This window comes from Sphingobacterium sp. N143, assembly GCF_030325625.1.
Classification (GTDB): Bacteria; Bacteroidota; Bacteroidia; order Sphingobacteriales; family Sphingobacteriaceae; genus Sphingobacterium.
In genome coordinates this window covers 204,846-231,478 of record NZ_JACAIS010000010.1, presented here as the reverse complement: position 1 = coordinate 231,478, position 26,633 = coordinate 204,846, and the positions used below count along the sequence as shown (strand labels likewise).

General features: G+C 50.3%; 16 protein-coding genes. 2 read left to right on the top strand and 14 right to left on the bottom strand.

Annotated elements, in window-relative coordinates; genetic code table 11:
- Positions 1–8 precede the first annotated feature (8 nt).
- The 5 genes from HX021_RS18790 to HX021_RS18770 form a co-directional block, all read right to left on the bottom strand.
- Positions 9–1,502, bottom strand: a complete 1,494-nt coding sequence (locus tag HX021_RS18790; protein WP_286592093.1) for a RagB/SusD family nutrient uptake outer membrane protein — start codon at positions 1,500–1,502, stop codon at positions 9–11.
- A 12-nt stretch (positions 1,503–1,514) separates the two neighbouring features.
- A complete protein-coding gene (locus tag HX021_RS18785) occupies positions 1,515–4,886 on the bottom strand; it encodes a SusC/RagA family TonB-linked outer membrane protein (protein WP_286592092.1) in 3,372 nt (1,123 codons plus the stop codon).
- A gap of 92 nt (positions 4,887–4,978) precedes the next feature.
- Positions 4,979–6,175 carry a FecR family protein gene (locus HX021_RS18780; RefSeq protein WP_286592091.1) on the bottom strand — a complete coding sequence of 399 codons (1,197 nt, stop codon included), beginning with the start codon at positions 6,173–6,175 and terminating at the stop codon, positions 4,979–4,981.
- A 67-nt stretch (positions 6,176–6,242) separates the two neighbouring features.
- On the bottom strand, positions 6,243–6,830 hold the full coding sequence (locus HX021_RS18775; protein WP_028068688.1) for an RNA polymerase sigma factor: 588 nt from the start codon (positions 6,828–6,830) through the stop codon (positions 6,243–6,245).
- A gap of 12 nt (positions 6,831–6,842) precedes the next feature.
- Positions 6,843–6,971: a hypothetical protein gene (locus HX021_RS18770; RefSeq protein WP_286592090.1), complete on the bottom strand. Its 129-nt coding sequence runs from the start codon at positions 6,969–6,971 to the stop codon at positions 6,843–6,845.
- 134 nt (positions 6,972–7,105) lie between these two features.
- Between HX021_RS18770 and HX021_RS18765 the strand changes: the two genes are divergently transcribed.
- Complete coding sequence (locus HX021_RS18765; RefSeq protein ID WP_286592089.1) at positions 7,106–8,800, top strand: trypsin-like peptidase domain-containing protein; 1,695 nt, start codon at positions 7,106–7,108, stop codon at positions 8,798–8,800.
- A 206-nt stretch (positions 8,801–9,006) separates the two neighbouring features.
- Here HX021_RS18765 and HX021_RS18760 read toward each other — a convergent pair whose 3' ends face one another.
- The gene (locus tag HX021_RS18760; protein ID WP_286592088.1) at positions 9,007–10,641 is read right to left on the bottom strand and encodes an alpha-L-fucosidase; all 1,635 of its coding nucleotides are present in this window, start codon (positions 10,639–10,641) and stop codon (positions 9,007–9,009) included.
- 322 nt (positions 10,642–10,963) lie between these two features.
- Here HX021_RS18760 and HX021_RS18755 point away from each other — a divergent pair, with 322 nt between their 5' ends.
- Entirely contained in the window at positions 10,964–11,827 is an 864-nt protein-coding gene (locus HX021_RS18755) for an AraC family transcriptional regulator (RefSeq protein WP_286592087.1), read from the top strand.
- 30 nt (positions 11,828–11,857) lie between these two features.
- Here HX021_RS18755 and HX021_RS18750 read toward each other — a convergent pair whose 3' ends face one another.
- The 8 genes from HX021_RS18750 to HX021_RS18715 all read right to left on the bottom strand — a co-directional run bounded on the left by HX021_RS18750 (position 11,858) and on the right by HX021_RS18715 (position 26,599).
- On the bottom strand, positions 11,858–13,732 hold the full coding sequence (locus HX021_RS18750) for a sialate O-acetylesterase (protein ID WP_286592086.1): 1,875 nt from the start codon (positions 13,730–13,732) through the stop codon (positions 11,858–11,860).
- A gap of 21 nt (positions 13,733–13,753) precedes the next feature.
- Positions 13,754–15,715, bottom strand: coding sequence for a RagB/SusD family nutrient uptake outer membrane protein (locus HX021_RS18745; protein WP_286592085.1), 1,962 nt, complete (start codon positions 15,713–15,715; stop codon positions 13,754–13,756).
- A gap of 11 nt (positions 15,716–15,726) precedes the next feature.
- On the bottom strand, positions 15,727–18,813 hold the full coding sequence (locus tag HX021_RS18740; RefSeq protein WP_286592084.1) for a SusC/RagA family TonB-linked outer membrane protein: 3,087 nt from the start codon (positions 18,811–18,813) through the stop codon (positions 15,727–15,729).
- 80 nt (positions 18,814–18,893) lie between these two features.
- Positions 18,894–20,633: a glycoside hydrolase family 43 protein gene (locus HX021_RS18735; protein WP_286592083.1), complete on the bottom strand. Its 1,740-nt coding sequence runs from the start codon at positions 20,631–20,633 to the stop codon at positions 18,894–18,896.
- A gap of 180 nt (positions 20,634–20,813) precedes the next feature.
- On the bottom strand, positions 20,814–22,823 hold the full coding sequence (locus HX021_RS18730) for an alpha-glucuronidase (RefSeq protein WP_502959015.1): 2,010 nt from the start codon (positions 22,821–22,823) through the stop codon (positions 20,814–20,816).
- 32 nt (positions 22,824–22,855) lie between these two features.
- Positions 22,856–23,821 (bottom strand): glycoside hydrolase family 43 protein, encoded by a 966-nt coding sequence (locus HX021_RS18725; protein WP_286592082.1) that lies wholly within the window; start codon positions 23,819–23,821, stop codon positions 22,856–22,858.
- Positions 23,822–23,833: 12 nt separating this feature from the next.
- Positions 23,834–24,982 (bottom strand): endo-1,4-beta-xylanase, encoded by a 1,149-nt coding sequence (locus HX021_RS18720; protein ID WP_286592081.1) that lies wholly within the window; start codon positions 24,980–24,982, stop codon positions 23,834–23,836.
- Positions 24,983–25,099: 117 nt separating this feature from the next.
- Positions 25,100–26,599, bottom strand: a complete 1,500-nt coding sequence (locus tag HX021_RS18715; RefSeq protein ID WP_286592079.1) for an MFS transporter — start codon at positions 26,597–26,599, stop codon at positions 25,100–25,102.
- Positions 26,600–26,633: the final 34 nt, after the last annotated feature.

Genomic DNA, 26,633 nt, shown 5'->3' with positions numbered 1-26,633 from the left:
GTCACTATTTAGCGTTGTCCATAAATTATCTCGTCGTCGGGCAAGGGCCAGACATAGATTTGCTGGCTGGCTGGGATGCTCGTGCCCTGCTGCCCAGTGATCGGCGCATTCAGCCGTTTATAGGCATAAAAGAGCTGCCCCTCAGCATACATCTCTTTTCTGTATTCCTTCAGGAGTTCGCTCCGCAGCTTTGCAGCTGTCGAAATATCCACCTTCTGTCCGATTCCACGATGTTCACGCACCTGGTCCAAATAAGCTGCCGCCTGCGCTGGCCCGCTTTGGTAGCTGCATTCCGCAGCGATATAATAGATTTCGCTCAGCCGGATTGCGGGAGCTACCAGATAGTGCAAATTGGCAGCGAAACTATCCCCCAGCGTGTTACGTCGATATTTGAGTATGGTCGAAATATAGGAGTTCCCCACACTGACGCTACCGAACCACTGGGTATAGCGCATATCTCCCCCACCTGCTCCCGCCACTTCGTAAATGGCCTGCGCTTCATCCTGATCTAGATACATCGCGCTATTGCTTTCCAGAAACCACTCGTTATTATAGGTGTTGTTCATGGCCGGAATGTACCAGGCAAACAATAGTTCTTTATACAGGATACGGTCCTTTTTGTTGGCATCCACCGCCAGGAAGTCGGTAGCATTGGTCCAGGGAAACTTATTGGCATCAATAACCTCCCGGGCATTGGCCAGGGCTTTTGCCTTGTCGCCGCTATATAGGTAGGTGCGGGCCAGTAGACCACACACTGCATAATAGTTGAGTCTATGCCGCCTGTTCTGCAAAAAAAGGCTCTTGTCATGAAGTTCCGAATTTTTCAAGGTATCATCCACGGTCGGATATCCAATGATATAGGATTTCAGACGGATCGGGTCCACCGTGAGCAATTCTTTCGCCTGCTCCAGGTCACGGACCACCGAATCCAGTACCTGCGACACTGTCGACAACTTGGTCGTTTTGTTCGAATAAGACGTGACATACGGTATCGCCTCTGCCTTTGCATTGACTGCCGGAGCGGGGCCAAAGAGCCGCAGTGCATCAAAATGCAAATAAGCACGCAAAGCCAGAGCCTCACCCTTGATCAATGCATAATTGTTTGCCCTGAACAGCTGTTTTCTTCCGTCAATCTCAGCCAGGATCAAATTGGCATTGACAATTCCGTTGTAGAGCCCCTTCCAGATATTATCTTTCCGCGTGATAAAGTTACCGTCGGTATATTTAAACAGCAGGGTCTGCTGATAACGTAGCGCATCGTTGCTGGTCATCGCATAGTTCTGGGCCAGTACCTCCGGCGTCCCGATGGTCAGTTCCTTACCGTAAAGGTCGTCCTTCGCGCAACGCGTGTAAATCCCGATCAGCGCTTCCTTGAAGCCATCTTCCGTCGAAAACAGTACCGACCTATCGATCTCGCTTTCAGGCTGTATATCAAGCCATTTGGAACAAGAAAGCATGACCAACGGCAAGAGTATAATAAAGAGTAAGTTTGTCTTTTTCATATGTACAGTATTTTATAATCCTGCTTGCAGGGTGAAAGTTACACTGCGGGCAAACGGGTAAATGATGCCCCGTTCTACTTTCACCGAAGACCAGCGGAAGATGTCGTTTGCGATCAGCCCCATGCGCAGGCTCGAGAGATGTAGTTTTTTCGAAAACTCCTTGTTGGCATCATAGGAAACATTGAGCGACTGCAGGGTAAACAGATTCTCTGGCATAATAAACCGGCTTGACACCCTTGTCTGGCCCAGATCCTGAATGCTTTTATAAAAGGTCACATCCCCAGGCTGTTTCCATTTGTCCTCCAGTACGCGCCGGTCTACATTATAGCGCGGATCTGCGTTTTCGACTCTGTCCACTAAGGTTTGATTATAGGTCTTGCCGCCTATTCGGGTCTGAAAATAGGCCACGAGCATAAACTGTTTATAGCGTAACGTACCGCCAAACGAGCCCTCCATTTTTGGTGTCGCCACCGCCACCACGTCGATGTCGCGGGCATCCCATTCATAGGAAAGCGTACCATTTCTTTTTAGAAACACTTCCCTGCCATTTTCTGGATCGATCCCCAGGGAAGGCACCGCATATATGGCATCAAGCGATTGGCCCTCCTTATAACGCAGCAGCGGTACCCCCATTAAGTCACTACCCTGCTGGGCTTCGTCTACCCGTTCATTGTAGCTTTTGAGTGCATTGGAGATCCGGACGATTTTATTCTGGTTGCGTACCAGATTCGCCAGCAGGCTAAGCGTCCATTTTTCATTTTTAACCGCCACCCAGTTTGCATTGAGCTCAAGGCCTTTATTCTCCAGGTCGCCTAGATTCTCTTTATAGGAACTAAATCCGGTGGAGGGCGCCAGATTGATGTCGGCCAGGATATCCCGTGTCAATTTATGATAATAGCGCGGCGAAATGGTTAGCCGGTCCTGCCAAAGGCCGAGATCCGCACCGATGTCGGTACTCTGCGTCTTCTGCCAGGTCAGGTTTTCGTTTCCATAATTGCGGACGATGCTGCCCAGGCCTGACGAATACCAATTGCTTTTATCATAATTGTATGTCGTCCTGGACATATACGGGTCAAACTGCACTGAGCCCGTGAGACCGATAGTGGCGCGCAAGCGCAGCTGGCTGATCGTCCCGTTGTCAAACCAGCTTTCTTTGTGCATATTCCAGCCGATCCCAGTGGACCAAAAAGGCGCCGTACGTTTATTGGCGCCAAATTTGGATGAGCCATCGATGCGCAGCGTAGCGTCCATCAGGTAGCGGTTGTCGTACGAGTAATTGGCGCTCAGGAAAGCCCCGAACAATCGGGAGGCGCCCAGGCTGCTGGAAGGACTGGCATTTTCGGCATAGCCCTTGGCAAATCCCACGCTTGTAAACCGGTCATTCGGAAAACCAACCGCTTTAAACGAACGCTCATCATAGCTCTCGGTCCGTATGTTGGTCCCGCCGACGACATTAAAGCTGTGTTTTTCGATATTACGCATCCAGTTGAGCCGGATATTGGCATCCCAGTACAGTTCATTATTCGTATAGCTGGTATAACTGCCCTTTTCGTCTGTTTGCGAAGTCGGGTAAAAATAAAATTCATTGGCCAGAGGCGAGCGAAAGTCGTCGTTGCTATTGAGCCTTTTTAACAAGCTGACCTGCCCCCGCAGCCGAAGTCCCTGCCCCAGGTCAAAATCTCCCGAGAAGTTATTGAGCAGCTCGGTATATCCCAGTTTGTTGAAGCTATTTAAGGTTGCATTGTACAGCGGATTGAGCACATATTCGCGCTGTGCACTACCCGAGTTTGCTACCCTTGTCCAGACATCCGCTTCCTGCGTTATATTGCCATTGTCATCCGTCATCCGATAGTAGGGATTCATCCGCACATAATCCGCAAAATTTCCGTATGGGGATTCCGTACCGTCCACGATGGTTACCGAAAGCTCGTTCTGAAACCTGAATTTATTCTTGAGATTATAGGCAAAGTTCAGTCCCCCCGAATATTGGTTTCTTCCAGATCCTTTCATGACACCGGGCCGTGTCTGGTAACGCATGTCTACACCGTACCGAAAGCTCTCCGAGCCACCTTCCAGATAGAGCCCATGCTTCTGTCCCACGGCAGTACGTACTGGTTGTGATAGCCAATAAGTATCCACTCCGCCCAGCACATTCGCCAATTTTTGGTAGTATAACTCGTCCAGCGCATCCTGAGGCTGGCGCTGGACGGTACCGTCATACAGGCCTGCCAGCTTTTCATAGGCCAGTTTGTCTTTGGCATTCAGCACGTCATAGCCCGTCAGATCCGGTATATTGACATTACTCTCATGGGTATAGGTGAGCTGCAACCTGCCATCTTTAGGCATTTTGGTGGTGATCACCATCACCCCATTGGCAGCACGGGAACCGTAGATTGCTGTTGCGGCCGCGTCCTTCAGGATCGTGACGCTCTCAATACGCGTCATATCTAGGTCGAGCACCTTTTGTACGCTGACTTCAAAACCATTTAATATAAAAGCAGGCATGTTGATCGTCGTCGTGATATTATCCCTACGCAACACCTCGTTATTGCCGGTCGGTAACGAAGATGAACCACGCACGTTAATATTTGGCAACGCATTGGGATTGGATCCAGCGAGATTGTTGTCCAGTAATTTAAATGAAGGATCAAACACCTGCATGGCCTGGAGCACATTTTGCGGGTTGACCTGCCGCAGCTCTTCTCCACTCTTGGTGATGGCGGTTCCGGTGTAGGAGTCTTTCTTAAGGGTTTGATAGCCTGTCACGACGACCTGGTCCAGAGCATTGGGTTCCTCTTCCAGTTGAACCGTATATTCTGTCCTGTTGTCGGTCAGATTGATAACCAAGTGTTTATAGCCCACCATCCGCACCGTAAGCGGTTGCATGGATGCCGCTACCACAAATCGCCCCTCGCGGTCAGCCACGGTGATGGTGTTGCCCGACTGCGAAATGGTTGCTCCTGCGAGCGGCTGGCGATCCCTGCCCAATATCTGACCCCGGATCTGCGTCTGTGATGACTTTTCTACTGCGCGATCCACTTGCTGTTCCTGCCGGCGGGCTGGCGACTTTCGTTCCAGAAAGATCGTTTTGGACTCAATAGTATACCCGATCGCCTGGGTACTCAAAATTCTATCGAGAAATAATTTCAGCGGCATCTTATCCGCCTTGATCGTAACCGGCTTTGCCGCCTCTAACATTTTCTTTGCTCCAAGTACTTCATAATTCGTCTGACGTTTAACTGCCTGCAGCACATCCATCAGGGGCACCTGATTGCCCGAATAGGTTACGGTTTGCGCATTGGCCCTTAGGCTAAGCTGTATGAAGACAGCAAAAATTAACCATAATAAAGGCCCGGTCGCTTGTGAAAAACAACTTCGTTTCATTAATTTCTAGTACGTTAAGTTAGGTTAGTCTGCTGGACCTATGGTCCGATATATTAGTTCATAAGTAAGATGTTTATGCTTTATTTCCTATACTACAGTCCTCCTTTCTGTCCTTTGGGATCACTTTTTTCGATAATGAGTTTTCCGTCGTCCGTCAGCTGGTAGGACAAGTCCTGATCTTTTAAAATCTTCAGGATACTGGACAGTCTACTCGTACGGAATGTACCGCCAAAAAACGATACATCTGGTATTTCCCCCTTATAGACCACATCCACCGCATACCAGCGCGATAGTTCGTCCATCACTTCCCGCAGCGACTTGCCATCAAAATTAAATCTGCCATATACCCAGGCGAGTTCCTGCTGTACATCGACAGCATGCCGGGATAGTTCTGTCCCCTTCCTGACGGCCTGATCTCCCGGAGACAACAATAGCTCCCTGCCTTTCAGCATTTCCTTCACACGTACCTTTCCTTCCAGCAAGGTTGTTTTGGTTACAGTCGCATCCGGATAAGCACGCACATTAAAATGCGTTCCCAGCACCGCGACCTGCTGGTTTTTGGTGGTCACGACAAAGGGCTGCCCCTGACGTTTGGCCACTTCAAAATAAGCCTCCCCGGTCAAATTGACTTCCCGTCTGTCTTTGGCAAAAACGGTGGGATAAGTAAGTAAAGTACCCGCGTTGAGTTTGACCAGTGTGCCATCGGGCAATGTCACATCATAGGTCCCCCCGCGGGGAGTTTCGATCTTGGCCGACACCGCTGCATCAATCGAAGCAACCTGGCGGCCATCATCGTAACGTATTCCGTTACCGTCAATCACCACCTGGTTTTCCTGCTGGTTGAGTGTGTATTGGCGGCCATCCGAGAGTGTGATGACGGCCCGATTGGAGGCAGGCAGTCTGTCGGTGATCGCCGTATGCTGTACATCTCCCACAGAATACCCGGCCCTCTGCTGATACCAGACACCCACCATCGCAACAAGGACACAGGCGGCAGCGACATAGGGCCATAGTTTTTTTAGAACAGGAGTTTTTGGACTTACCTTTCTGAACCTAAACTTATGTTTAACAGACTCAAAATGACGGCGATTTTCAAAGTGCTCAAGACGGATGTAAGCATCACGCTGCACCTGGCCTTCCAGACAACGCACGTAGATCGCCCTGTTTTCTGCCGATTCGTCGAGCCAGCAGTCCAGAACAGCCCGGTCTTCAACACTTAACCTGCCTTGCAGCTGCCGGAGGATCAACGTACTGATACGGATGAGTTTTTCTTCTTCTAAGGGGTCCATTTTACGCTATTTCAACTATAGATACCGCGCCGATTCCAAAAAGTACCAAAGCTCCCCAAAAAAAAGATTAAATTTTTCCAAATAAGACGATTAGTGAGAGAAGATAACGGAAAGAATCGCTGCTCAACTGCTGCCGCAACAGGCTTAGAGCACGCAACTTTTGGTTTTTGACGGTCTGTATACTAATCTGCAACAATTCGGCTACTTCCTGATTGCTATGCCCCTCCAGATACGTCAGCCGGACAATCTCACGGGCTTTGGGAGGCAAGTTCTGGATAGCACGGTAGAGTTCGGCCATCGTCTCAGCATAGACGATCTCCTGTAGGTGTGAACCTTGGTCCTGCTCTTGTTGCGAGACATACGCATCGACCCGGTCCGACCGTCGCTGTCGGGCCGTTTGGTGGTTGAGGCCTACCCGACGTGTCGTCTGATAAAGGGCTGCCCTGAGATGCTGTAAGCTTTCAAAATCACGTTTTCCCTGCCACAAACGGATAAAACCTTCCTCAGCGATATCTTCCGCTTCCCTGGTTTCGTTGACAAAGCTGGCAGCATAAAGACAAATACGGGCAAAATAACGATTATATACATGCGCGCAGGCCTGCTCCTCTCCGTTCCGAAAGTCCTCAAGCAGCTTTTTTTCGCTCGTATAGTCCATAAATAGATCCGTTTAGCCCAGGTTGATGTTCCAGTGGTTAAAGATAACTAAAAAGAATGAATACTTCCTATCCACGGTGCCCACATCATGCGATACGTTATCCTTTGCCGGCCAGGTTATACCATAAATTTTTCTGTCCATCAGTCTGAAGATGCGTTGCCACCATAATTTATTCTGAACTTGATCGGTTCCTTGATTTTGTGCGCATCAATCCATTAACTTTGAATGCTGGCTTGGTCGTCAGCCTATTCCAACAATCAACCTGAGAAATGTATATGAAACCTATGCCTACCTCACGCTTTAACAATCCATTTGCCTTTTGTCGGATCATTGGGGCCGCCCTATTGATCTGCAGCGGTCTGATCCACTGCCTTGCACAAACCAATAAAGTCGCTCAGCGCCCTATCCCCAGTTCCATCGTCAATCGCGCATTGTCGGCATCCATCAAGATGTATGGCATCGACAGCCTGAACAGACAGCAGAACAGCGCCCCTTTCAGTGGGGTGGTGGTCAGTGCCGATGGATTTATACTGACAGTGGCACATTCCACCACGCCCGGGCATCATTATCAGGTTATCTTTGCCGACGGACGGAAAGGTACTGCAAAGGCACTGGGGCGGCTGGTTGTTGATCAACAGAGCAATTTGCCCGATATTGCACTGATGAAGATGCAGGGCGAAGGGCCATGGCCCTTTGCCGAGATGGGCTGGTCTTCATCGACCGTAATACAGCAAGCTTGTTTTGGTCTCTCCTACCCCGAGACACTGCCCTTCAATAGGCCCTTTTTGCGCGCTGGACATATTCTCAGACAACAGGATGATTACGGGCTTATGTGGAGCAGCTGCATCATGGAGCCCGGAGATTCGGGCGGCCCGCTTTTTGACCTGCTGGGTCGTGTGATCGGCCTGCACAGTCGTATTGACGCTGCCGAAGGAATCAATTATGAAGTCCCCGTCGACAGTTACCGAAAGTACTGGAGCAGCCTCACGCAGCCCGTGGCTATTGGCAGGTACCCCAGCTCGACCGACCCTATCGGCACCGATCCACAAAAAGAACGGCTTGCAACACAAAGTGCCGACCGGCCGGCAAAATTACCCAAGACAAATCTGCAGGTTTTTCCGGTCAGCAGTATGCTGGACGGCGATCGTTTACAAGTACTCGGAACGGCATTCACCTTATCCAACAAAGTTACAGTCATCCTTTCCAAGAGCAGTATGGTAGCCGATCATCCGGTGCTGATGACCGGAGGGCAAAGCCATCCCTTAACAGTACTTCTACGCGACGAAACTACGGACCTTGTCGCCTTGGCCACACCAAAAGAACTGAAGCGGGCGACCCCCATCACAACTCTGGCAACCCGTCCCCTCCCCGATTCATTGTTGGGTATTGGGCTGTGGTCACTATTGGACGGCAATACGAGCAAGCAGGGGGTCCTCGGTATGATGCCCCAGCCATTTCCGCGTACCCCAGTACCGGGAAGTTTTGATGCCCAGATGCGGGAAATTGAAGGACTGCCGACATTGACCAAAGTAGACAGTATGGGGGCCGCATATCGTGCCGGGCTGCGGTCCGGAGACCGCATTCTCGCGATCAATGGACATGATGTATCCAGCGCCCTTAAAATTAACGCTGCTATGCGGCAGTATTCGGCGGGTGACCGCCTGACTGTGCTGTATCGCAGGGATACAGCCATACTGGACGCCGGTATCGTATTGTCCAGATGGCCCGTACGGGAGAATCCACATCCGGCGAATCATATCCCAGGCGGAAAATCGGACCGAAGGGACACGTTTCCAAGTGTATTTATCCATGATTCCCGCATCCATGCCCAAGAGTGTGGAAGTCCTGTTATCGACAGCAAGGGTGAATTTATTGGGATCAATATCGCGCGCTATAGCCATACGGCCTGCCTCGCTATCCCACGAGATGTCGTGAAAAACTTTTTGTCCAACTTACGGCCGGCCCGTTAACGACATAAAAAAGGCTAAGTCATTGTCGACTTAGCCTTACAAAATCAATCCCTATAATTTAAGTATACCTATCCTTATGAATCTTCGCTTTAAGAACAATGGTAACACAAATTAGTTTTGATTATTTTATTTTTTTACCGTTTTTGTGCTCAGGCAGCCGCGCAGGCACTTTCGCCTTAGCATCTGGCCTGGCGTACAAAGGCAGCTCAGCTAATTTTTAAGACCGTGGCTATTTCATTTTGGATCAGGCCATCTGGAAGCTCAATTTCTAGCACATCCGTCAGCTGCCTATATGTCAACCTATGCGTATAGCCTAATGCCTGCACAGTGCGGACTGCCTTCGTATTGGGCGCCCCCTTCCCCAGCGACTTGATTGTCAGCACATTTTTCTCCGGTCTGCCCATGATAAATACATACAATATATTTCCTTTGGTTGTAAAGCGAAGATCTTCCCCCGTCAAAGCTTTTCCCTTTCCTTCATTAAACCCCTGTACACTAAGCGCGGGTGCATCCTCCACTGCAGGTCCCTCCCCGAAGATATGCCATGGCCTGCTGCCCATAATGGCTTCACTGTACCGGCTCATCCAGTCGCCTATACCTTGCACCACCGCCTTGGCTTTGTCATCGATAGAGCCGTCACCACGGAGCGGTACACTGAGGAGTAGATTTCCGTTTTTGCTGACCACATCGATCAACATATGGATCACTGTTTTCGCAGATTTGTAGCTGTTATTATCGTAAATTCGTCGGTCATAATGCCAGGAGCCGATGCAGGTACAGGTCTGCCATGGCTGCGGCTCAATGCTGTTGCTTTGTCCGCGTTCAATATCCCAGACCAGGCATTTGCGCTGTTGTTCGTCCAGAATCTTCCCGTTGATCACCACTTCCACCTTTCCCTTATTGGCTTGCATGCTTTTGTTGTAATACTGCGCCGCTATTTCCAGCCCCACATTGCTTATCGGCCAGAGTGGCAGCACCGTATCATCAAAATACACCATATCCGGACGGTAATTGTCCATCAGTTCGAGTGTTCGCGCTTTGAAGTTGGTGCAATACGCGTCCGTAGGTATACTGACCCCAGATGCAACATCCCAGTGCCACTGCCGATGGATCGTGTGATCATCCGTACTGTCCAGGCTCGGAGCGTGATCCTGCGCGTACAGCTCCTGTGGATCATAGCCTGCCCACCATTTCCCTTTACCGTCTTCTTTGCGAAGTTTACCATCGTAGGCTACACCAGCATAGTTTCCCTGCTTGTCCGCCCGCTGTGCCGTTTCATACCAGGTCCAGGCATGCGCAGCATGCACACTCACCCCAAACTTGAGCCCTCGTTTTTTTGCAGCTTGCTCCCAACCCTTAACGATATCTTTTTTGGGCCCTACGTTGACACTGTTCCAACGGTGATGGCTACTCTGGAAGAGATCCAGATTGTCGTGGTGATTGGCCAATGCCATGAAATACTGGGCGCCCGCAGCTTGATACAGATCCATTAATGCCTCCGGATCCCATTTTTCAGCTTTCCACTCGTGAATCACATCCTTAAATCCAAAAACGGAAGGATGACCATATTTTTTCACATGATAAAGGTATTGATCAGATCCCTCCTGATACATTCCCCGGGCATACCAATCTCCACATTCAGGCTGACATTGCGGTCCCCAATGCGCCCATATCCCAAATTTGGCATCGCGAAACCAATCCGGTACCTGATACCTTTCCAGCGAACGCCAGTCGGGATTAAAAGGAGCTTTGCCCAGATAGCCATATGCCGGAGTAAAACGGCTGAGAAACAACGTTGGAATTGCAGTACCGATAATCTTGATTGCTGATCTTCTATTCATCATCATTTATTTTAGGTATAGATGCCTGGGGTCAGGAGGTTCACCCACTGTCATCCGGTTTATAATTTGTTCGATTACGTTATACAAATGTAATCGCATTCCGTTAAAATAGCATTCACATTATCGATCAGAGATTGCACAATATCGACAGCCGGGTTCCCTGGTTATACATTTTTCACTTCTGCTACCCGAAAAAAGCTAAAGTATAACAATTATTACAAGACTAAACATAATTATTTTATCTTACCACAATAGACCAAGTAAATACATTATCGACTTTTTGCTTATTATTGTATTCTGTGTCACAACATCTGGAGGACCAATGAGTAGTTATCCAAAAAATAAGCTAGATTTTAGTCTCTTAAATGTGGGCTATGCGCAGCACAATGCCGACTGGAATTTTAAAGATATCAGAAGTCCTTTTGCCCGGATACATTATGTCTGTGAGGGACAGGCATCCATTTTAGTGGATAAGGAACGGATCATACTTCGTCCAGGATATCTTTATCTTACTCCGGCGCATGTGCAACATAGCTATTCCTGCAATGGTGCATTTTCGCTCTATTATATCCATATTTACGAAAATCCCGAAATACGGTCCAGTATCTTTGACCGCTATACGTTTCCGAAAGAAATTCAGGCAGATGAGCTGGCGGTGGACCTTATGCAGCGCCTTCATGCGTTAAACCCCGGCCGTGCTTTACCGATGTATGATCCCAGGGGCTATGATCATTCAGCCGGATTAATGAAAAACATCGCTATGCAGGTCGCATCGCCTTTTGCCAGAGAGGTCGAGAACCAGGCAATTGTCCACCTGCTGATGAGCCGTTTTTTGGCCGTTGCAATTGACAGCATACCAGAAGTCGACAAACGTCTCCTGCGGGTCATCGATTATATCAACGAGCATATTCACCGCCCGATCTCGATTGAGCAACTTGCAGGTCACGTGTTCCTCTCCAATGACCACCTCATCAGGCTTTTTAAAAAACAAATGAATACGACTCCGGTACGGTATATAAATCAGAAAAAAATAGAAAAAGCCCAGCTGATGATGCTGACTGATGACTACAGCATACAAGAGCTAAGCTTTGCTCTGGGTTTTGAGCATATCACGTATTTCAACCGGCTCTTTAAAAAGATAGCCGGGGAGACCCCGACGGGCTACAAGCGCCGACTATCAATATAAGTTTAGAAAAAGACTGCTGTGGAAACAAATTCACCAACTGTCTGTCCGAAATGGTGAGGCCAACAGCTGCTCCTTGTTAATGAGGTTGGCATCAGCAGGATTATCACCCCAGGCGTAACGTACCGCCACGGGGTGGGGTACATCCTTGTGGCTGACGACGACGGTATTGCCCTTAATAACAGCTTCTGCCCAGACAAAGTGGCGGTCCGCCCCTGCGATGGCAAAATGCTTTAGCACTGGCCCATCCCTGCTCGCCAGCCCGCTTCCGACATCCGTAAAAAAGAGCCTGATCTTATTGTCCCTAATTTCCATGTGCTGATAGGTCGGTCCAGCACTGACCAACTTTTCGCCATACACCAGTTTGCGGGCAGCTAGGAACAGGCGCGAAGCCAGGTCTTTTTTATTGAGGGGATGGATATCGTTCCATTCCCCAATATCATAGTTGACCGTTAGCGCTGTATAGGGAACCTCACGGGTTACCTTAAACTGTGCTTCACGTACGCCGGCCCATCCCGATTCAGAGGGGTGCTCTTGTTTGCGCATATAATTGGGCAGTTGCACCAGCAAAAAGGGCAGCTCGGGCCGCTGCAGCGTCAGACGCCAGTCTTTGATCAGTAGCCGGAGATATTTTTCATATTTTTGTGGCTCGTCCGTATTGGATTCGCCCTGGTACCAGATCACGCCCTTCACGGCAACATCTTTTATTGGGTAGATCATGGCATTATAGAGCTGTGATCCAGATTCCTTCAAATTTTTCAACCGCGGCAAATAACTGTTGACCAAATCGAGGTCCATGCCCACCTGATACTTCCACTCTCCTGTCAACTTGATCTCGTGGTCATTCACCACTAGTCTATAGGATTTGTCTTCCACAAATCCGCCGTTTCCGGTCTGGGATCGCAGACGTACCGTTACATTATTGTGACCAACATGCAGGATTCCAGCTGGGACAGTATACTTTCGGGGTGGATACATATAACCTGTGGCACCGACGAACTGGCCGTTGACAAATACCGAATCGCTGTCAACCAGCGTACCCAGGTACAAGGTAGCGTATCGACCTTCCAGCGCTGCAGGCAATTGAAACGATCTTCTAAAGTAAAGCACTCCCCTGCGGTCAATACCCTGATCCCGCCACAAACCCGGTACTGTAAAAGTAGGCCAGCTACTATCGTCCCAGTTCGGTTTTATCCAGTCCCGGATACCTCGGTCCTGCTGTGCCAACCGCATGCTATCCAGCGCAGGGCGGTCGAGCAGCAGCCGCGGGAACTCTTTTAACTGATCCTGACTGATCCAGCTTTCGATAGTGGATCCGCCAAGACTAGATACGAGCATACCCACCGGCACGCCGGTATGGGCATAGCTCTGCTGAGCATAGAAATAGGCTAATGCAGTCCAGCTCATGACTTCTGAGGCCACAGCAGAGTACCAGCGTCCACCGTCGGCTATTTCCTTTTGGCCATCCCGTGCATGCTGCGTCGGTACCTTAAAATAACGGATCATGTGATTATTGGAGTTGTTAATCTCCGGAAACCGTTCGACCAGCCTCTCAATCGGTGTTTCCATATTGGACTGCCCCGAGCAGAGCCATACATCACCGATCAGGATATCCCGGACAGCGATTTCATTAACCTGCAGCAGCTCGGGACCGCCAGCTTTCTGTGCCGGCAGCCTGATTGCCCAGTTACCGGCGCTATCCGCCTCGGTAAAATAGCTTTTACCACGAAAACGTACCGTTATTTTTTCACCACGGTCTGCCCAGCCCCAGATCTTCAGTTCGGTATCGCGTTGCAACACCATACGGTCCCCGATCAAGGCAGGTAGCCGTATGGCTGCGGAGGATAGTCCGGCATACAAAAGCAGACTTAAGGTCAGCACAAAAACACAGGCTTTTCTTTTTTTCATTTTCAGATGATTGCTCTCCTATTAATTATATCCCGGATTCTGGTAAGCCGCTTTCTCGGCTGCCGACATGTCCATGGCATCCAGCTGTCCCTGTGGGATAGGCCGTAGGTAGTGGAAGGGCTGTATCGACCGGGTGAATGTCGCTGCCGTATGGTCGCCAACATTCGAACCAGCAATGCGGTAAGTTTTGGCGATATCGGACCAGGTCTGGGTACGCACGAGGTCATACCAGCGGTAGCCCTCACCATAATACTCACGCGAACGTTCGGCCAGGATGTAATTGAGCGTGATCTGGACCGGTGTCGCAGCCAACATTTCGGCACGGTGATTGGCTTCTTTGGCTGAGTTGCCGTTGTTGTCCCAGCGCCATACGCCTGCGCGGCCGCGGATCACATTGACCAGATCCCGTGCATTCTTGCCGGCTTTGGCAGTAGCCCCCTTTACTGCTGCTTCAGCAGCAATAAAATACAGTTCGGAAAATTTAGCAATATTAAATGGCCGGGTGCTGCCTGCATTGGGCTGTCCCAGACCATTGCCATTGTCGGTACGGTAAGGTCCCAGCTTCCACAGGCCCGGGTAGACGCGGCGGCTGATGCCCTCCGGAGAGATCACATAGTCGGCCCTGCCGGGGAGTACCCCCGCACCGATACTGCTCTTGTAGGTCTTGTTGTCGTAGTTGATCGGCGTCTGTGGCTCTTCATTCAAAAACGTCAGGATTGCATCTTCCGGTTTGACAGGCATATTATTGGCATTGAATAAGGAAGGATTGGTAATATTGGCTTTATTCCAGTTGCCGCGGTATACCGTCGTAAAGGTACCATCGTAGCGGGAGTCGTTGGTCTTGTCCGCAAAGGTTTCGGTCACTACATTGATGGTCGGGGCCATCCGTGTCCAAGGACGTCCCAACGCCTGCACCGCTTCCCGCTGCACTGAGTTCACCAAATCTGCGGTACTCCAGCCTGTAGTTTTCGAGCTCGTTAGAGACGTATAATTCCAGGTCATCATCCAGCCAGCAAAGTTGTCCGGGGCACCACCGCTGCCATAGCTTAGACTGCCGCCATTATACAATTCGCTGTCTTCGGTATGATCAGCAAAGAGCAAGATTTCGTTGTTGCGATCGTTGGTTGCGACATTGACGTCGTAAAATGTGGGCTGCAAGCTGTAAGGCCCCGGATTTTCAATTGCTGCCACAGCAAGGTCATAAGCCTGCTGAAAGTACCAGCCACTGGTCTTGCCATCAGGATCAGTCCGTCCGGTTTCCGGATAGGTCGGTATATTTTTCGGATTTTCCAGCCACCAGGCATAGGTCAGGTAGGCCTTTGCCAGGTATAAACGGGCGACAGTTTTGCTCACGGCCCCTTTTAAGCGCGGTGAATCGGGTAGATCGCTGATCGCCTTGAGCAGATCAGGGAAGATAGCCCGGGTGTACACCTCAGCCACCGTATTCCGTATGGATTTACGCTCGACGGAGGTACTGTACTTCAGTTCGCCTCCACCCAGGTCGAGCGGAACACCACCAAAAGTCTGCACCAATAGGAAATAATCAAATGCCCGAAAAAAATGTGCTTCGGCGATGATCGCGGGTGAAGTGCCCACCGCTGGTGCATTTTCAATGATGCCTGAAGCCATGTTGATGTTGGGCAGGGCGGCCTGCCATGCCACATCCGCCCTACTATTTACAGCCGTCATCGTACTGAGACCTGTAAAGTCCATTACCTGAAAGTTTTCGTCCGCACTCTGGGCATAAGTAACCTCATCGGTCCCCGTGAGGCAAGCGTTGTAATAATATGCCTGTCCATATATGTTGCGCAGGTGGGCATAGAGTCCGACAATACTGTTGTTGATACCGTTGGGTGTCTTAAAATCCCCTGGCGTAAAGATTCCTCTAGGCTGTTCATCCAAAAATTTGGAGCAGCTGCTCATGCCGAGCATCAACGAACCAACGCAGAGTCCTATGATAAGTTTTGAATTGAAAGTTTTCATGCCTGAATGTTTTAAAATGAAAGATTGAGTCCCAGAATATAACTTCTCATTGCCGGCGTGTTCGTACCGACTACCAATATCCGCCGCATGCCAGCCACGGCCACATTCTCGTCACCATAGGAGTTAGGTTCGGGATCGCCACCCGATTCCCGATGGTAGGGCGAGAATAGCACAAATGGATTCTCGACAGTGGCATAAACACGTAGACGGCCTATACCCATGCGTTCCACCCATTGCTGTTTGAAATTGTATCCCATCGTAATCGTACGCACTTTTAAGTACGAAGCATCGAAATAGCCCAATGTGCTACCATATTTGGGATTGTCGCCACTCTGTATACCACCTGGTTTCGGATATTTGGCATCTGTACGGTCTTCACGCCAGTATTCGACACTGACATTGTTCCCTGCGCGGGTATTTAGCTGGTTGAGGTAGCCGGTACTTCCATAGAGTGAACTGATCAGCGTACCACCATTCTGAAAGGTCCCCACCACATTGAGGTCTACATTTTTATAGGCCAGACGCGTATTAAATCCGCCCAGGAAATTGGGCTGAATATTGATAATCTGCCGGTCTGCCGCGCCAATTGCCCGTGTAGGTGCACCATTCTCATCGTAGTCTCCAGTATATTCCACTTTGATCATCCCCGCATTGCCGCCTGGCTCCAGGATATCTCTATACGGATCGTCGGTCTGCCACAGTCCGATTTTCTTATAATCAAAGATGACGTCGATCGGATAGCCGACAAACCATTGATTTCCTTCATCGCGCTGGCTTCCCGAGGTCAGTTCGACAAGCTTATTTCGATTAGCATAGAAGTTTACGCCTACGTCCCATTTCCAGCCGTTTTCATTGTCAATGACGGCGCCATTAAGGGCGAGTTCAAACCCTTTGTTCTGCGTCTTTCCGATATTGGCCAGGTAGCTGCCCCCACCATTGGTCGGCGGCAATCCCACACGCAGCAGTATATTGTCAGTGTTCTGGACATAGTATTCCATGGTACCGCTGACCCTATTGTTGAAGAGGCCAAAGTCCAGCCCATAATTATAGGTCTTGGAAAACTCCCAACCCAATGTGGGATTGGGTAGTTCGGACATGTAGTAACCGGTCAGGAACTGTGAATCAAAATTATAGGGTCTCGTACTCAGCAAACCCAGGGTTTTGTACGGATCTACAGCTTGATTGGAGGTCTGTCCATAGCCTAGGCGCAGCTTGAGCTGATTTATCCACGGCATGGCAGCCATAAATTTTTCGCTATGGATGTTCCATCCTGCCGACACGGCAGGATAGGTATGCCACTTGTGGCCCGGTGCCAGGCGCGAGGAGCCATCGCGGCGCATGGTCATCGTCAGCATATAGCGGTTGTCAAACGTATACATGGCGCGGGCCATAAACGACATCAGACTGCTCTTGGCATAGCCCTGCTGGTCGGGGTTGACAATGATCTCCCCCTGGGTGCGGCCGATGTTGTAAAACTGAAACGCATCAATCGGAATATCTCGTCCTGATATCAAGGTACTGTTGGATGTATTCTGTTCGGCCGAATACAGTGCCACCAGATTGAGGTTATGCTTCTGCGCAAATGTGCGGTCGTAAGTCAGCAGGTTTTCCATCACCCACTGTACGGTCCTGCCGTTGGCCACAGAAGCAGTGGATACATTGTCGGGCGTACCGCTGAATACCCCCTGACCGGTGTAGCTACCGTCATTGTTCTGGCGGAAATTAAGTCCCAGGTTGGTACGGTAGGTCAGCCCCTCCACACCGGGGATTCTGATCTCGCCGTACATGTTGTTGTACGAACCGAACACGCGCTGCTGGTTGACATAGCTATCCCCCAGTGCCTCATAAGACTGACGGGTATGTACCCATTGCTGTCCCGAAGTCTGTTGTTGGATACGGGATTTGAGCGTACCGTCCGCATCAAAGGGGTTGGCTATCGGTGAAGCGCTCAGTACACCGTATAACCCGAGGTTATTGCCGTTGGTCACGCTGTAGCTCTGGTTGAGGTTGAACCCAAATTTGAATATCTTACCCACCTGCTGATCCAGTGCAGCGCGCAGATTATATCGGGTATAGTTTTGCAGGGGAACCACGCCCTCATCGCGGAAATAACCGGCCCCAAAGTTGTAGTTACCTTTCTCTGCCCCGCCATTGACGCTGACATCATGGCTATTGACCATTCCATTTTTATAGAAGAGATCTTGCCAGTCGGTATTGGTATCGTCCGACTCATCAAGGGTGTTCTGAAACTGTCCCACATAACGGCGCATTTCGGCAAACTCAGGTCCCGACATCATGGGATATTTAGCAAACACCGTACGCAACCCGGTAAAACCGTTATAAGCCAGCTGCGCTGCCTGTCCCATGCGTCCCTTGTTAGTCGTAACCAGGATTACGCCATTTGCACCTCGCGAACCGTAGATCGCTGTTGCTGAAGCATCTTTCAGTACATCCACGCTTTTGATGTCCGCTGGGTTGATATCGGAGATGGAGCCCGCAAAAGGGATCCCATCAAGCACGATCAGTGGGTTGTTGTCGGCAGTCAGTGACCGTGTACCACGAATCCGGATCTGCATCGGAGAGCCCGGCTTGGACGAATTTTGTTGCATATTGACCCCCGCAATACGCCCCTGCAGGGCACGGCTGATATTGGCTGCTGGCACTTCATTCATCGTGGTGCCACTCACCGAGGCCACCGATCCCGTGACGGCCTCTTTACGCTGCGTACCATAACCGATGACCACCACCTCTTCCATGGCGATATCGTCGGATTGCAGCGTCACCTGCACGCTGTTATTGGCCCCCACCGGCACCTCGGCTGTTTTGTAGCCGACATTGGTGAAGACCAGCACAGCACCGTTACCGACCTCGATGGCAAATGCGCCTTTACTGTCTGTTGTCGTACTCTTGGTACCGCCCTTGACGGATACGGTCACCCCTTCAATGGGTTGTTTCTGCTGGTCTGAGACCAGCCCCTTGACCAATTTATCTTGTGCAAAGGCCAGCTGCAGGGCTGCCAGCAAAAAAAGCAAGGGCAGTATTCCATACTGTAGCCATCCTTGTCGTTGCACAGGAATTGCAAACTTCATCATTCTCATAACTTAGGGATTTAAGAAAATTTTGTTTTCAGTTGTGTTTATAATAGTCATTTCAATATTCTTTACACATTCAGCACAGTTTATCTGATCCTGTTCGCTGTGGTGCTGTACAGGCCGATCAGCGCGCCCGTGAATCCACCGGCCACGTCCGTCGATAGGATGTCGCCCGACACGGTACTGCCGATATTCCGGAAGGCCTCCTTGCCCACAGCGTAGGCAAACTGATAGGCGTCGCCAACGCCTTTTACCTGCAGCTGCACCTTCGCGTTCAGATTGATTTTTTCTTTGGCCAGAATCCGGGTGCTGCCGTTTTCGCTTCTGGCAAGGACGATATGATCCTCGTTGTCGAGCTTGGTGACACCCAGCACATAATGGTATTTTTCACTTTGTAGACAGGTGATGCCTGCCAGGTCCGAACCCGAGGCTGGCACATAGTCCAGCGATACGCTGCTCTCAAAATTTTTGTGCTGCTGCCGATAAAATAAGGCCGAAATTGGTTTTTGCTCACTGATATCGACGGTATAGGGTCTTAGGATGATACCCCTCTCGGTTGTTTGTATAAATTTCTCGCGCGCTCCGCGCAGGGCGACCCAGCGGTGATCCAGCACTGCAGCCGTCAGTGGATCGGTAAATCTAAAATTCCCATTGGGGAAATAACCTTCGGCATTCGTGCTATTTTTGACCCCGATAGGCATTGCTACACTGGGTTTGAGCGCCTCCATTCCCCCTTCGAAGACCGGCCATTCCGCAGACCAGTCTACCGGCAGTATAAAGGTTTCACGCCCCGTGTTAACCCGTTTTGCTTCATTGGGCCTGACTCCAAGAAATACACCGTACCAGCCTTCATCGGGTCCTTCGACCAGATCTGCATGACCGGCCCACTCCACCGGGTGAGGTCTATTTTTATCCAGGTGTCGCTGGGAAAGTATTGGATTTTTGGGAGCCGGCTTATAAGGCCCCATAACATGGTCGCTCGAAAAAATCACTTCACTATGGTCGCTTCCCGTGCCTCCCTCGGCGCACATCAGATAGTACTTTCCTCCTTTTTTGTAAATATGCGGTCCTTCGATCCAAATGGGGTTTGCTGCTGGATCCACACCGCCATCTACCAAAATCCGGCTAGTTCCTTTCACCACCTGATCCTTTTCGGTATCATATGCCCAGAGTTTGATGACACGATGCCCCTCATAGCGTTCCTTGCCCTTATCTGGTGCATCATTATGCACGACATAAGCCTTTCCATCATCGTCAAAAAACAGGGCCGGGTCAATGCCCTCGACATCTACTTTGACCGGATCGGACCAGTTTCCAGCTTTGGGATCTTTGGTCTTGACCACCATATTCCCCATGCCCAAAGCAATCTGTGTCGTGATCATGTAAAAGGTATCGTTGTGTCGATTATACATAATATCGGGCGCGTATATGCCGGCACTAATGCCTGCCGTCTGCACCTTCAGTTGCGATTCACGGTCCAGGACATGTCCCAATTGTCGCCAGTTGACCAGATCCACAGAGTGGAAAATCGGTACTCCCGGAAACATCGAAAAGGATGAATTCACCAGGTAATAGTCCCCCCCCTTGCGTGTAATGCTTGGATCGGGATAACATCCTTGTAGAATGGGCGAGTAGAACTGCCCCGGTTTTAATGGGTTTTGTGTGTAAACTGCATCTTCGCCTTGATAGACAAAGTCCGAAAATACAGGTTCAGAAAGTCGGTCTTTCTGTAATTTTCTTTTATGTGCTTTTGTACCGAATGCCGTTAATGTCGCCAATATCACGACGGACATGCCCAGCATGATTTTCCCCTTCCGCTTTAACATAATTGGTTTATTTATAATTTGGTTTATTTGCCTACAAACTTAATTTTAAGTGTATTGGCAACAGTTAAAATATGTAACAAAAACATTTCAATTTGTTACTTCGTTCTTTCCTCGCTTCACAGGGGCTTTATTGCCCCTTTTATTCCCATAAGTAGCAAAAAATACTGTACTGTGACCGGATTAATTATGATGCTTGAGCTCCAGCTTGATTTTTTTCAATTCATCCAGATCGTGTATCGGTCGTTCCAAAGTGACCGGAATAGGCATCTTGGAGAAGGTCTGAAAATAAAGCAGGCAGGCATCGCGCCACCATACAGCATCCCGTGTCTGAATTTTCAGTTTGGACCGCACCTCCCCAAAACGCTGTATATCCACCTTCTCTTCGAGGCTATCCCATACCTGCTGAAAATGTCGCGTCTGATCCACGCCATGCTGATACGTATAGCAAAGGTTGTCCCACAGGGACTGGCCGTTTTTCATGCGGTAGGTCCAGGGCACATGGTGAAACCAGAGCAGGTACTTTTCGGGGCAGCTGCTAATATTGGCAAACTGCTCCCGGATTGGGCTGTGATATTGCGCTACAGCATTGCTACCTGAAGGCGTCCGGTCAAATCCAATGCCCAGTGAATCTGCATTATGGTAGTACCAAGGCATCCAGTCGGGCCTTCCGCCCGGGATATCGCCCCAGGGCTCAGGTCCATAATGGTGTTCAAAAGCAAAAATATGGTGCAGTCCTAGCGGCATCATGTAGTTGACCACAGCCTCCCGCGAATCTATCATTAGCTGCGACAAGGTGGTAACTAAGGCTGGATCAGGTGAAAACGTCGCCGAGAGCCATTCCCTTGCCAGACTATCACTGGACAGGCTACTGTCCCAGGCCAGTCTTCCAAAGGCATACCAATTGGCCTGGGCAAAGTGGTGCCCGCACCAGTTGCGGTCTTGGCCGATATTGGCCACACCTGCAATTGCCGACATCGGCGGATGTGGTCCTTGCTGCGTCAGCCCCGCTACTGTACTAGCATGGGCTTGGGCATAAGTCTGGGCATCCAGCGTCTCCTTAAATAAGGGAGCCAGAAACACCAGATGGTTTGAAAACCCCAGGTATTCCTGTGTGATTTGAAATTCGACCATCTGACTGGTTTGGGGCATCGCGCCAAACAGCGGATTGTACGGTTCGCGCGGCTGGAAATCGATGGGGCCATTTTTGACCTGCAGGATTACGTTGTCGTCAAACTGACCATCCAAGGGTACAAACTCCTGATAAGCCTGTTTGGCCCGGTCTTCGGCCGAGGGATTATAGACAAAAGCTCGCCACAGCACTAGACCACTATAGGGTCTGAGCGCCGCTGCCAGCATATTGGCCCCATCTGCATGCGTACGTCCGTAGTCCTGCGGTCCAGGCTGCCCTTCCGAATTAGCTTTGACCAGAAAGCCGCCAAAATCCGGTATCTGCTGGTAGATCTCCGATGTCTTGTCCTTCCACCAGCGTAACACTGCCGGATTGAGCGGATCCGAATTCTCCAGCTTGCCGAGCAGTGCGGGAGCAGAAAAATTAATGGACAAAAACACACGGATCCCATATGGCCTAAAGCTATCGGCTAGGGCCTTTACTTTCTCCAGATAATCGTCGCGCAGAATCAGGGGTGATGCATTGACATTGTTGAGCACCACGGCGTTGATGCCGATGGAAGCATTTGCCCGTGCATACTCCCGGTATCGTGGCGAAATCACCGCAGGCAATTCATCCCATTTCCAGAGCGAATGTCCTGCATAGCCACGTTCGACCGTGCCATCCAGATTATCCCAGTGGTTGAGCATACGCAGTGCATAGCTGGGTTTTTCAGTCAGGTCGAGCCCTTGTAGATTGCCGCCTAGCTGCTGCAGCCGCAGCAGGTGAAAAGCCCCGTAGAGCAGTCCGGCACTGGTACCTGCGCTGATGACCGTTTTGCCCCCCATCGAGCGAATCCGGTATCCATCAGCCTGCGTATCCCACTTTTTGTCCAGCAGGAGATCCACATTGCCTTTGTGCCAGTAGTTCTGCAGTTCTTCGGTCGCTGTCCTGGCCACCGGATCCGTAAACGGGCAGTGGATTTTGCGCAGGACGGCCTCATCCGCGGTCACCTTAGCATAACGCAGCCACAGTTGACTGCCATCCTCGGCGTGTCCCAGACTGGGCAGCAGTAAGCCCATCAAGCACATGATATACCGGGCAACTTTCGCCATTAGCTGCCCTCCACCGTTAGGATACGACCATCCGTATCGTATTCGATCTCCACCACTTTCATGCTGCGGAGCCATGTCCGCCCACCCGAGGGTACCGAATCGTGGTGAAACAGATACCATCTACCCTCAAATTCGACGATACTATGGTGTGTGGTCCAGCCCACCACCGGCGTCAGGATGACCCCCTGATAGGTAAATGGCCCGTAGGGGTTGTCACCGATCGCATAGCACAGCAGATGGCTGTCGCCCGTTGAATAAGAAAAGTAGTATTTGCCCTGATAACAATGCATCCATGAAGCCTCAAAAAAGCGGCGGTCGCTATCCCCATGCAACAGGGGTTGGCCCTTTTCATCGAGGATCAGTAGATCCCGGGGCTCCTCAGCAAACTGCAGCATATCATCCGACAGCCGCACAACTTTGGGACATAGCGCCGGTTGATGCTCCTGCGGCAAGTGGCCGGGCATGGAGAGTTTGTTGTCGCGGAAATACTGGAGCTGCCCCCCCCAAATACCGCCGAAATACAGATAGTGTTGTCCCTTATCCTCAAAAGCACAGGGATCGATGCTATAACTGCCACGGATGGGATCCGAACAAGGGACAAAAGGTCCTTCAGGCCTGTCGCTTATAGCTACTCCCAAGCGGAAAATATCATTCTTGTCCTTCAACGAAAAGTACAAATAATACATTCCGTCCTTATGGGCCACATCCGAATCCCATAGCTGCCGCCCCCCCCAGGGGATGTCGTCAACAGACAGGATCCGCCCATGGTCGGTCAGTTCCCCATCGATGGTACTCAGCGAAAAGGCATGGTAGTCCTGCATGTCAAAATGATCGCCTTGATCGTTTTCGGCAATACCACTTTCACGATCATGGGATGGATAAATATAGATTTTATCCTTAAATATATGTGCTGAAGGATCAGCCATATAATCTTTAGGAAATAAGTAACGAGCTTGCTTTTTCATATTTGTATCTCTTCAGTTCATATTATTTTTTGCAGTAGCCATGTCGATGATATCCCAGACAAAAGGCTTAGGCTGATGGTTGCGGTCAAACAGTAAGGGATAATCCGTACGTCCCGGTACCGGCCAGTTGTTTTTCCAGGAGTCGCCGTCCGTGACACCCCATAAGGTAACCCGATCAATTTTATCACGATGTTTGAGAAACAGCGCAAAGAAGTCCTTGTAGCGCTGCCCGAGCAGCTGTTGCTTATCCTGTGGTAGCTCCTTTGCATAGGGATTGAGTCGTTTGTCATACTTGAAATTGGTACTGACTTCGGCTCCCATGGTCTGCCGTGGTGAGGGCAGCACCGAAATATCCATTTCGGTGACCATGACCTTTACACCGAGGGCTGCAAATGCCAGAAGGCTATTTTCAAAATCCGAAACTTTGGGATAGTCAATATTTAGATGGCCTTGCATCCCGATGCCATCAATCCTCACCCCTTGCTGCTGCAGCTGGCGGACCATGCTGATCACGCCCTTTCGCTTTCCTTCCAAAAACATGGAGTAATCGTTGTAATAGAGCTGTGCCTGAGGGTCTGCCTCGCGGGCAAACTGGAAGGCCAGGCGCACAAAGTCCTCGCCGATGATGTCATAAAACTTGCTCCTACGCCATTCGCCGTTGTCGAGAATAGCCTCGTTGACCACATCCCAGCCCTTGATCCGTCCCTTGTAGCGGGACACGACGGTATGGATATGTTTGCGCATGCGTTCGATCAGCACCTCACGGGATACGTCCCGGCCGTCTTTGCCTTTAAAAAACCAGGCCGGTGCCTGCGAATGCCAGATCAGCGTATGACCGATCAGGCGCATGCCATGTTTTTCGCCATATTCCACAAAGCGGTCGGCATCCTTGAAGTTAAACTCGCCCTCACGGGGCTGCAGGTACATGGCTTTCATGCAATTTTCGGCGGTGAGCGCGTTAAACTGACTTTCGATCAGTGGCCTGGCCTTCCTGTCCCGCTCATAAATCTGTTTGAGACTGAGCGCTGTGCCGATGTCAAACTTGTCTGCAAAAGTAGCTTTTAGCGTTCCGCGCTGCACGGCCTGCTGTGCCAATAGGCCCGGGCCCGACTGCAGCATACATCCCGCGATCAGCATCGCCAGCTTTTTTGTTGTATTCATACGTAAATTAGCTATTTGATCAGGTGTCCGCTTTCAAGTGTATTCATGAAACGTCCACCTTGTTATTCAATTCAGTTCATTTCAAATGATTGTCTGGGCGCATAGTCCAGCTATTTTTTAAGATTGTTCAGGGCTTTTGCTGTCTGCTGTGCGCCGCAGGTGGAGCTCCGCCTGTAACTCTTCATTAACCTGCTTAGTGATCGGATAAAACAGCAGGGCCACCACACCGACCAGAAAGGTCAGTGCCGGAATCACGCTGGCACTCAACCGGATGCCCAATATCGCCTGTTCATTCTGAACCGTGTTTGCCACAAAACCGAATGCGTCGATAAACGAGCCACAGAGCGCCCCGCCAATACCCAGTCCGGCTTTTAACGCAAAGACAATTCCGGCAAACACGAATCCCGTTGCCCGGCGGTGGTTTTTCCACTCCGAGAAATCCGCCACGTCCCCCATCATCGCCCAGAGCAGCGGTATGGTCGGTGCATAGGCCAAGCTTTTCAGGATATTGATCACAAACAGGCTGCCGATAGCATCCGCAGGCACCAGAAAGAGCATAGCCGTAAAAACGGCGGTCAATGCCAGGCAGACGATAAACACATTGCGCTTGCCAAAAATTCCGGAAAGCCATTGGGACAAAAAGATCACGCCGAGTAAGGTGATCAGCTGGCCTACCATATTGAAGAAGCTAAATCCCACCGCAAAAACCTGCTCAGGGCTATAGACAATCAGCCCGAAAGCGTCCAGCATGCGGTGTCCCAGACCCGTTGTGGCTGCACCATCTTGAGCCAGACCAAACTGGCCCATAAATGCAAACAGTGCTTCCTTGTCCACATAATAGTTGAAAAAATAAGACATGCTGCTTCCCCATAATGCCAATGTGATGAATAAGAATAAAGTCAGTGCAAACATCGCTTTCCAAGGACGGCAGGAGAAGATGTCGTGAAAGTCCTGTCGGATCGAACTAGTCTGGCCCAAAGGTGGCGTGATGCGTTCGCGTGCCGAAAAGAAGGCTATCAGCAACAGCATAAAAGCTACAGAGGCATAGATGATGATGGTATACTTCCAACCGCTGGCGGCATCGCCGTTACCAAGTTTGGCAACCAGCGGTAGCGTAAGACCCTGGACCACGAAAGTGGCGATGGTCGCCGTCACAAAACGTATCGACGATATGCTCGTACGCTCCTTGATATCGCTAGTCATCACCCCGCCCAGCGAGGCATAGGGCGTATTGTTGAACGAATAGATCGACATCAGCAGCGTATAGGTAATGCCCGCATACCATATTTTTCCACGTTCCTCCAAGTCAGGTGTGGTGAAAGAAAGGACAAAAAATACCGCAAAAGGCAGTGCTGTCCAGAGTACCCAAGGGCGGTATTTGCCCCACCGGGTATGGGTGCGGTCGGCAAGAAGGCCCGCCAGTGGGTCCACAAAGGCATCGAACACCCTTGCAAAAAGCAATATAAATCCAGCTGTAGTCGCTTTTATGCCAAAGACATCGGTATAAAAGAATAGCTGAAACATCATCATCATCTGGAAGACGAGGTTGGCTGAGCCGTCCCCCATGCTGTAACCTACCTTTTCCCAGAAACCAACCTTTTGTGTTTTTGCATTCATATATTAAATCATGTGTATAATCATTCATTTTTTC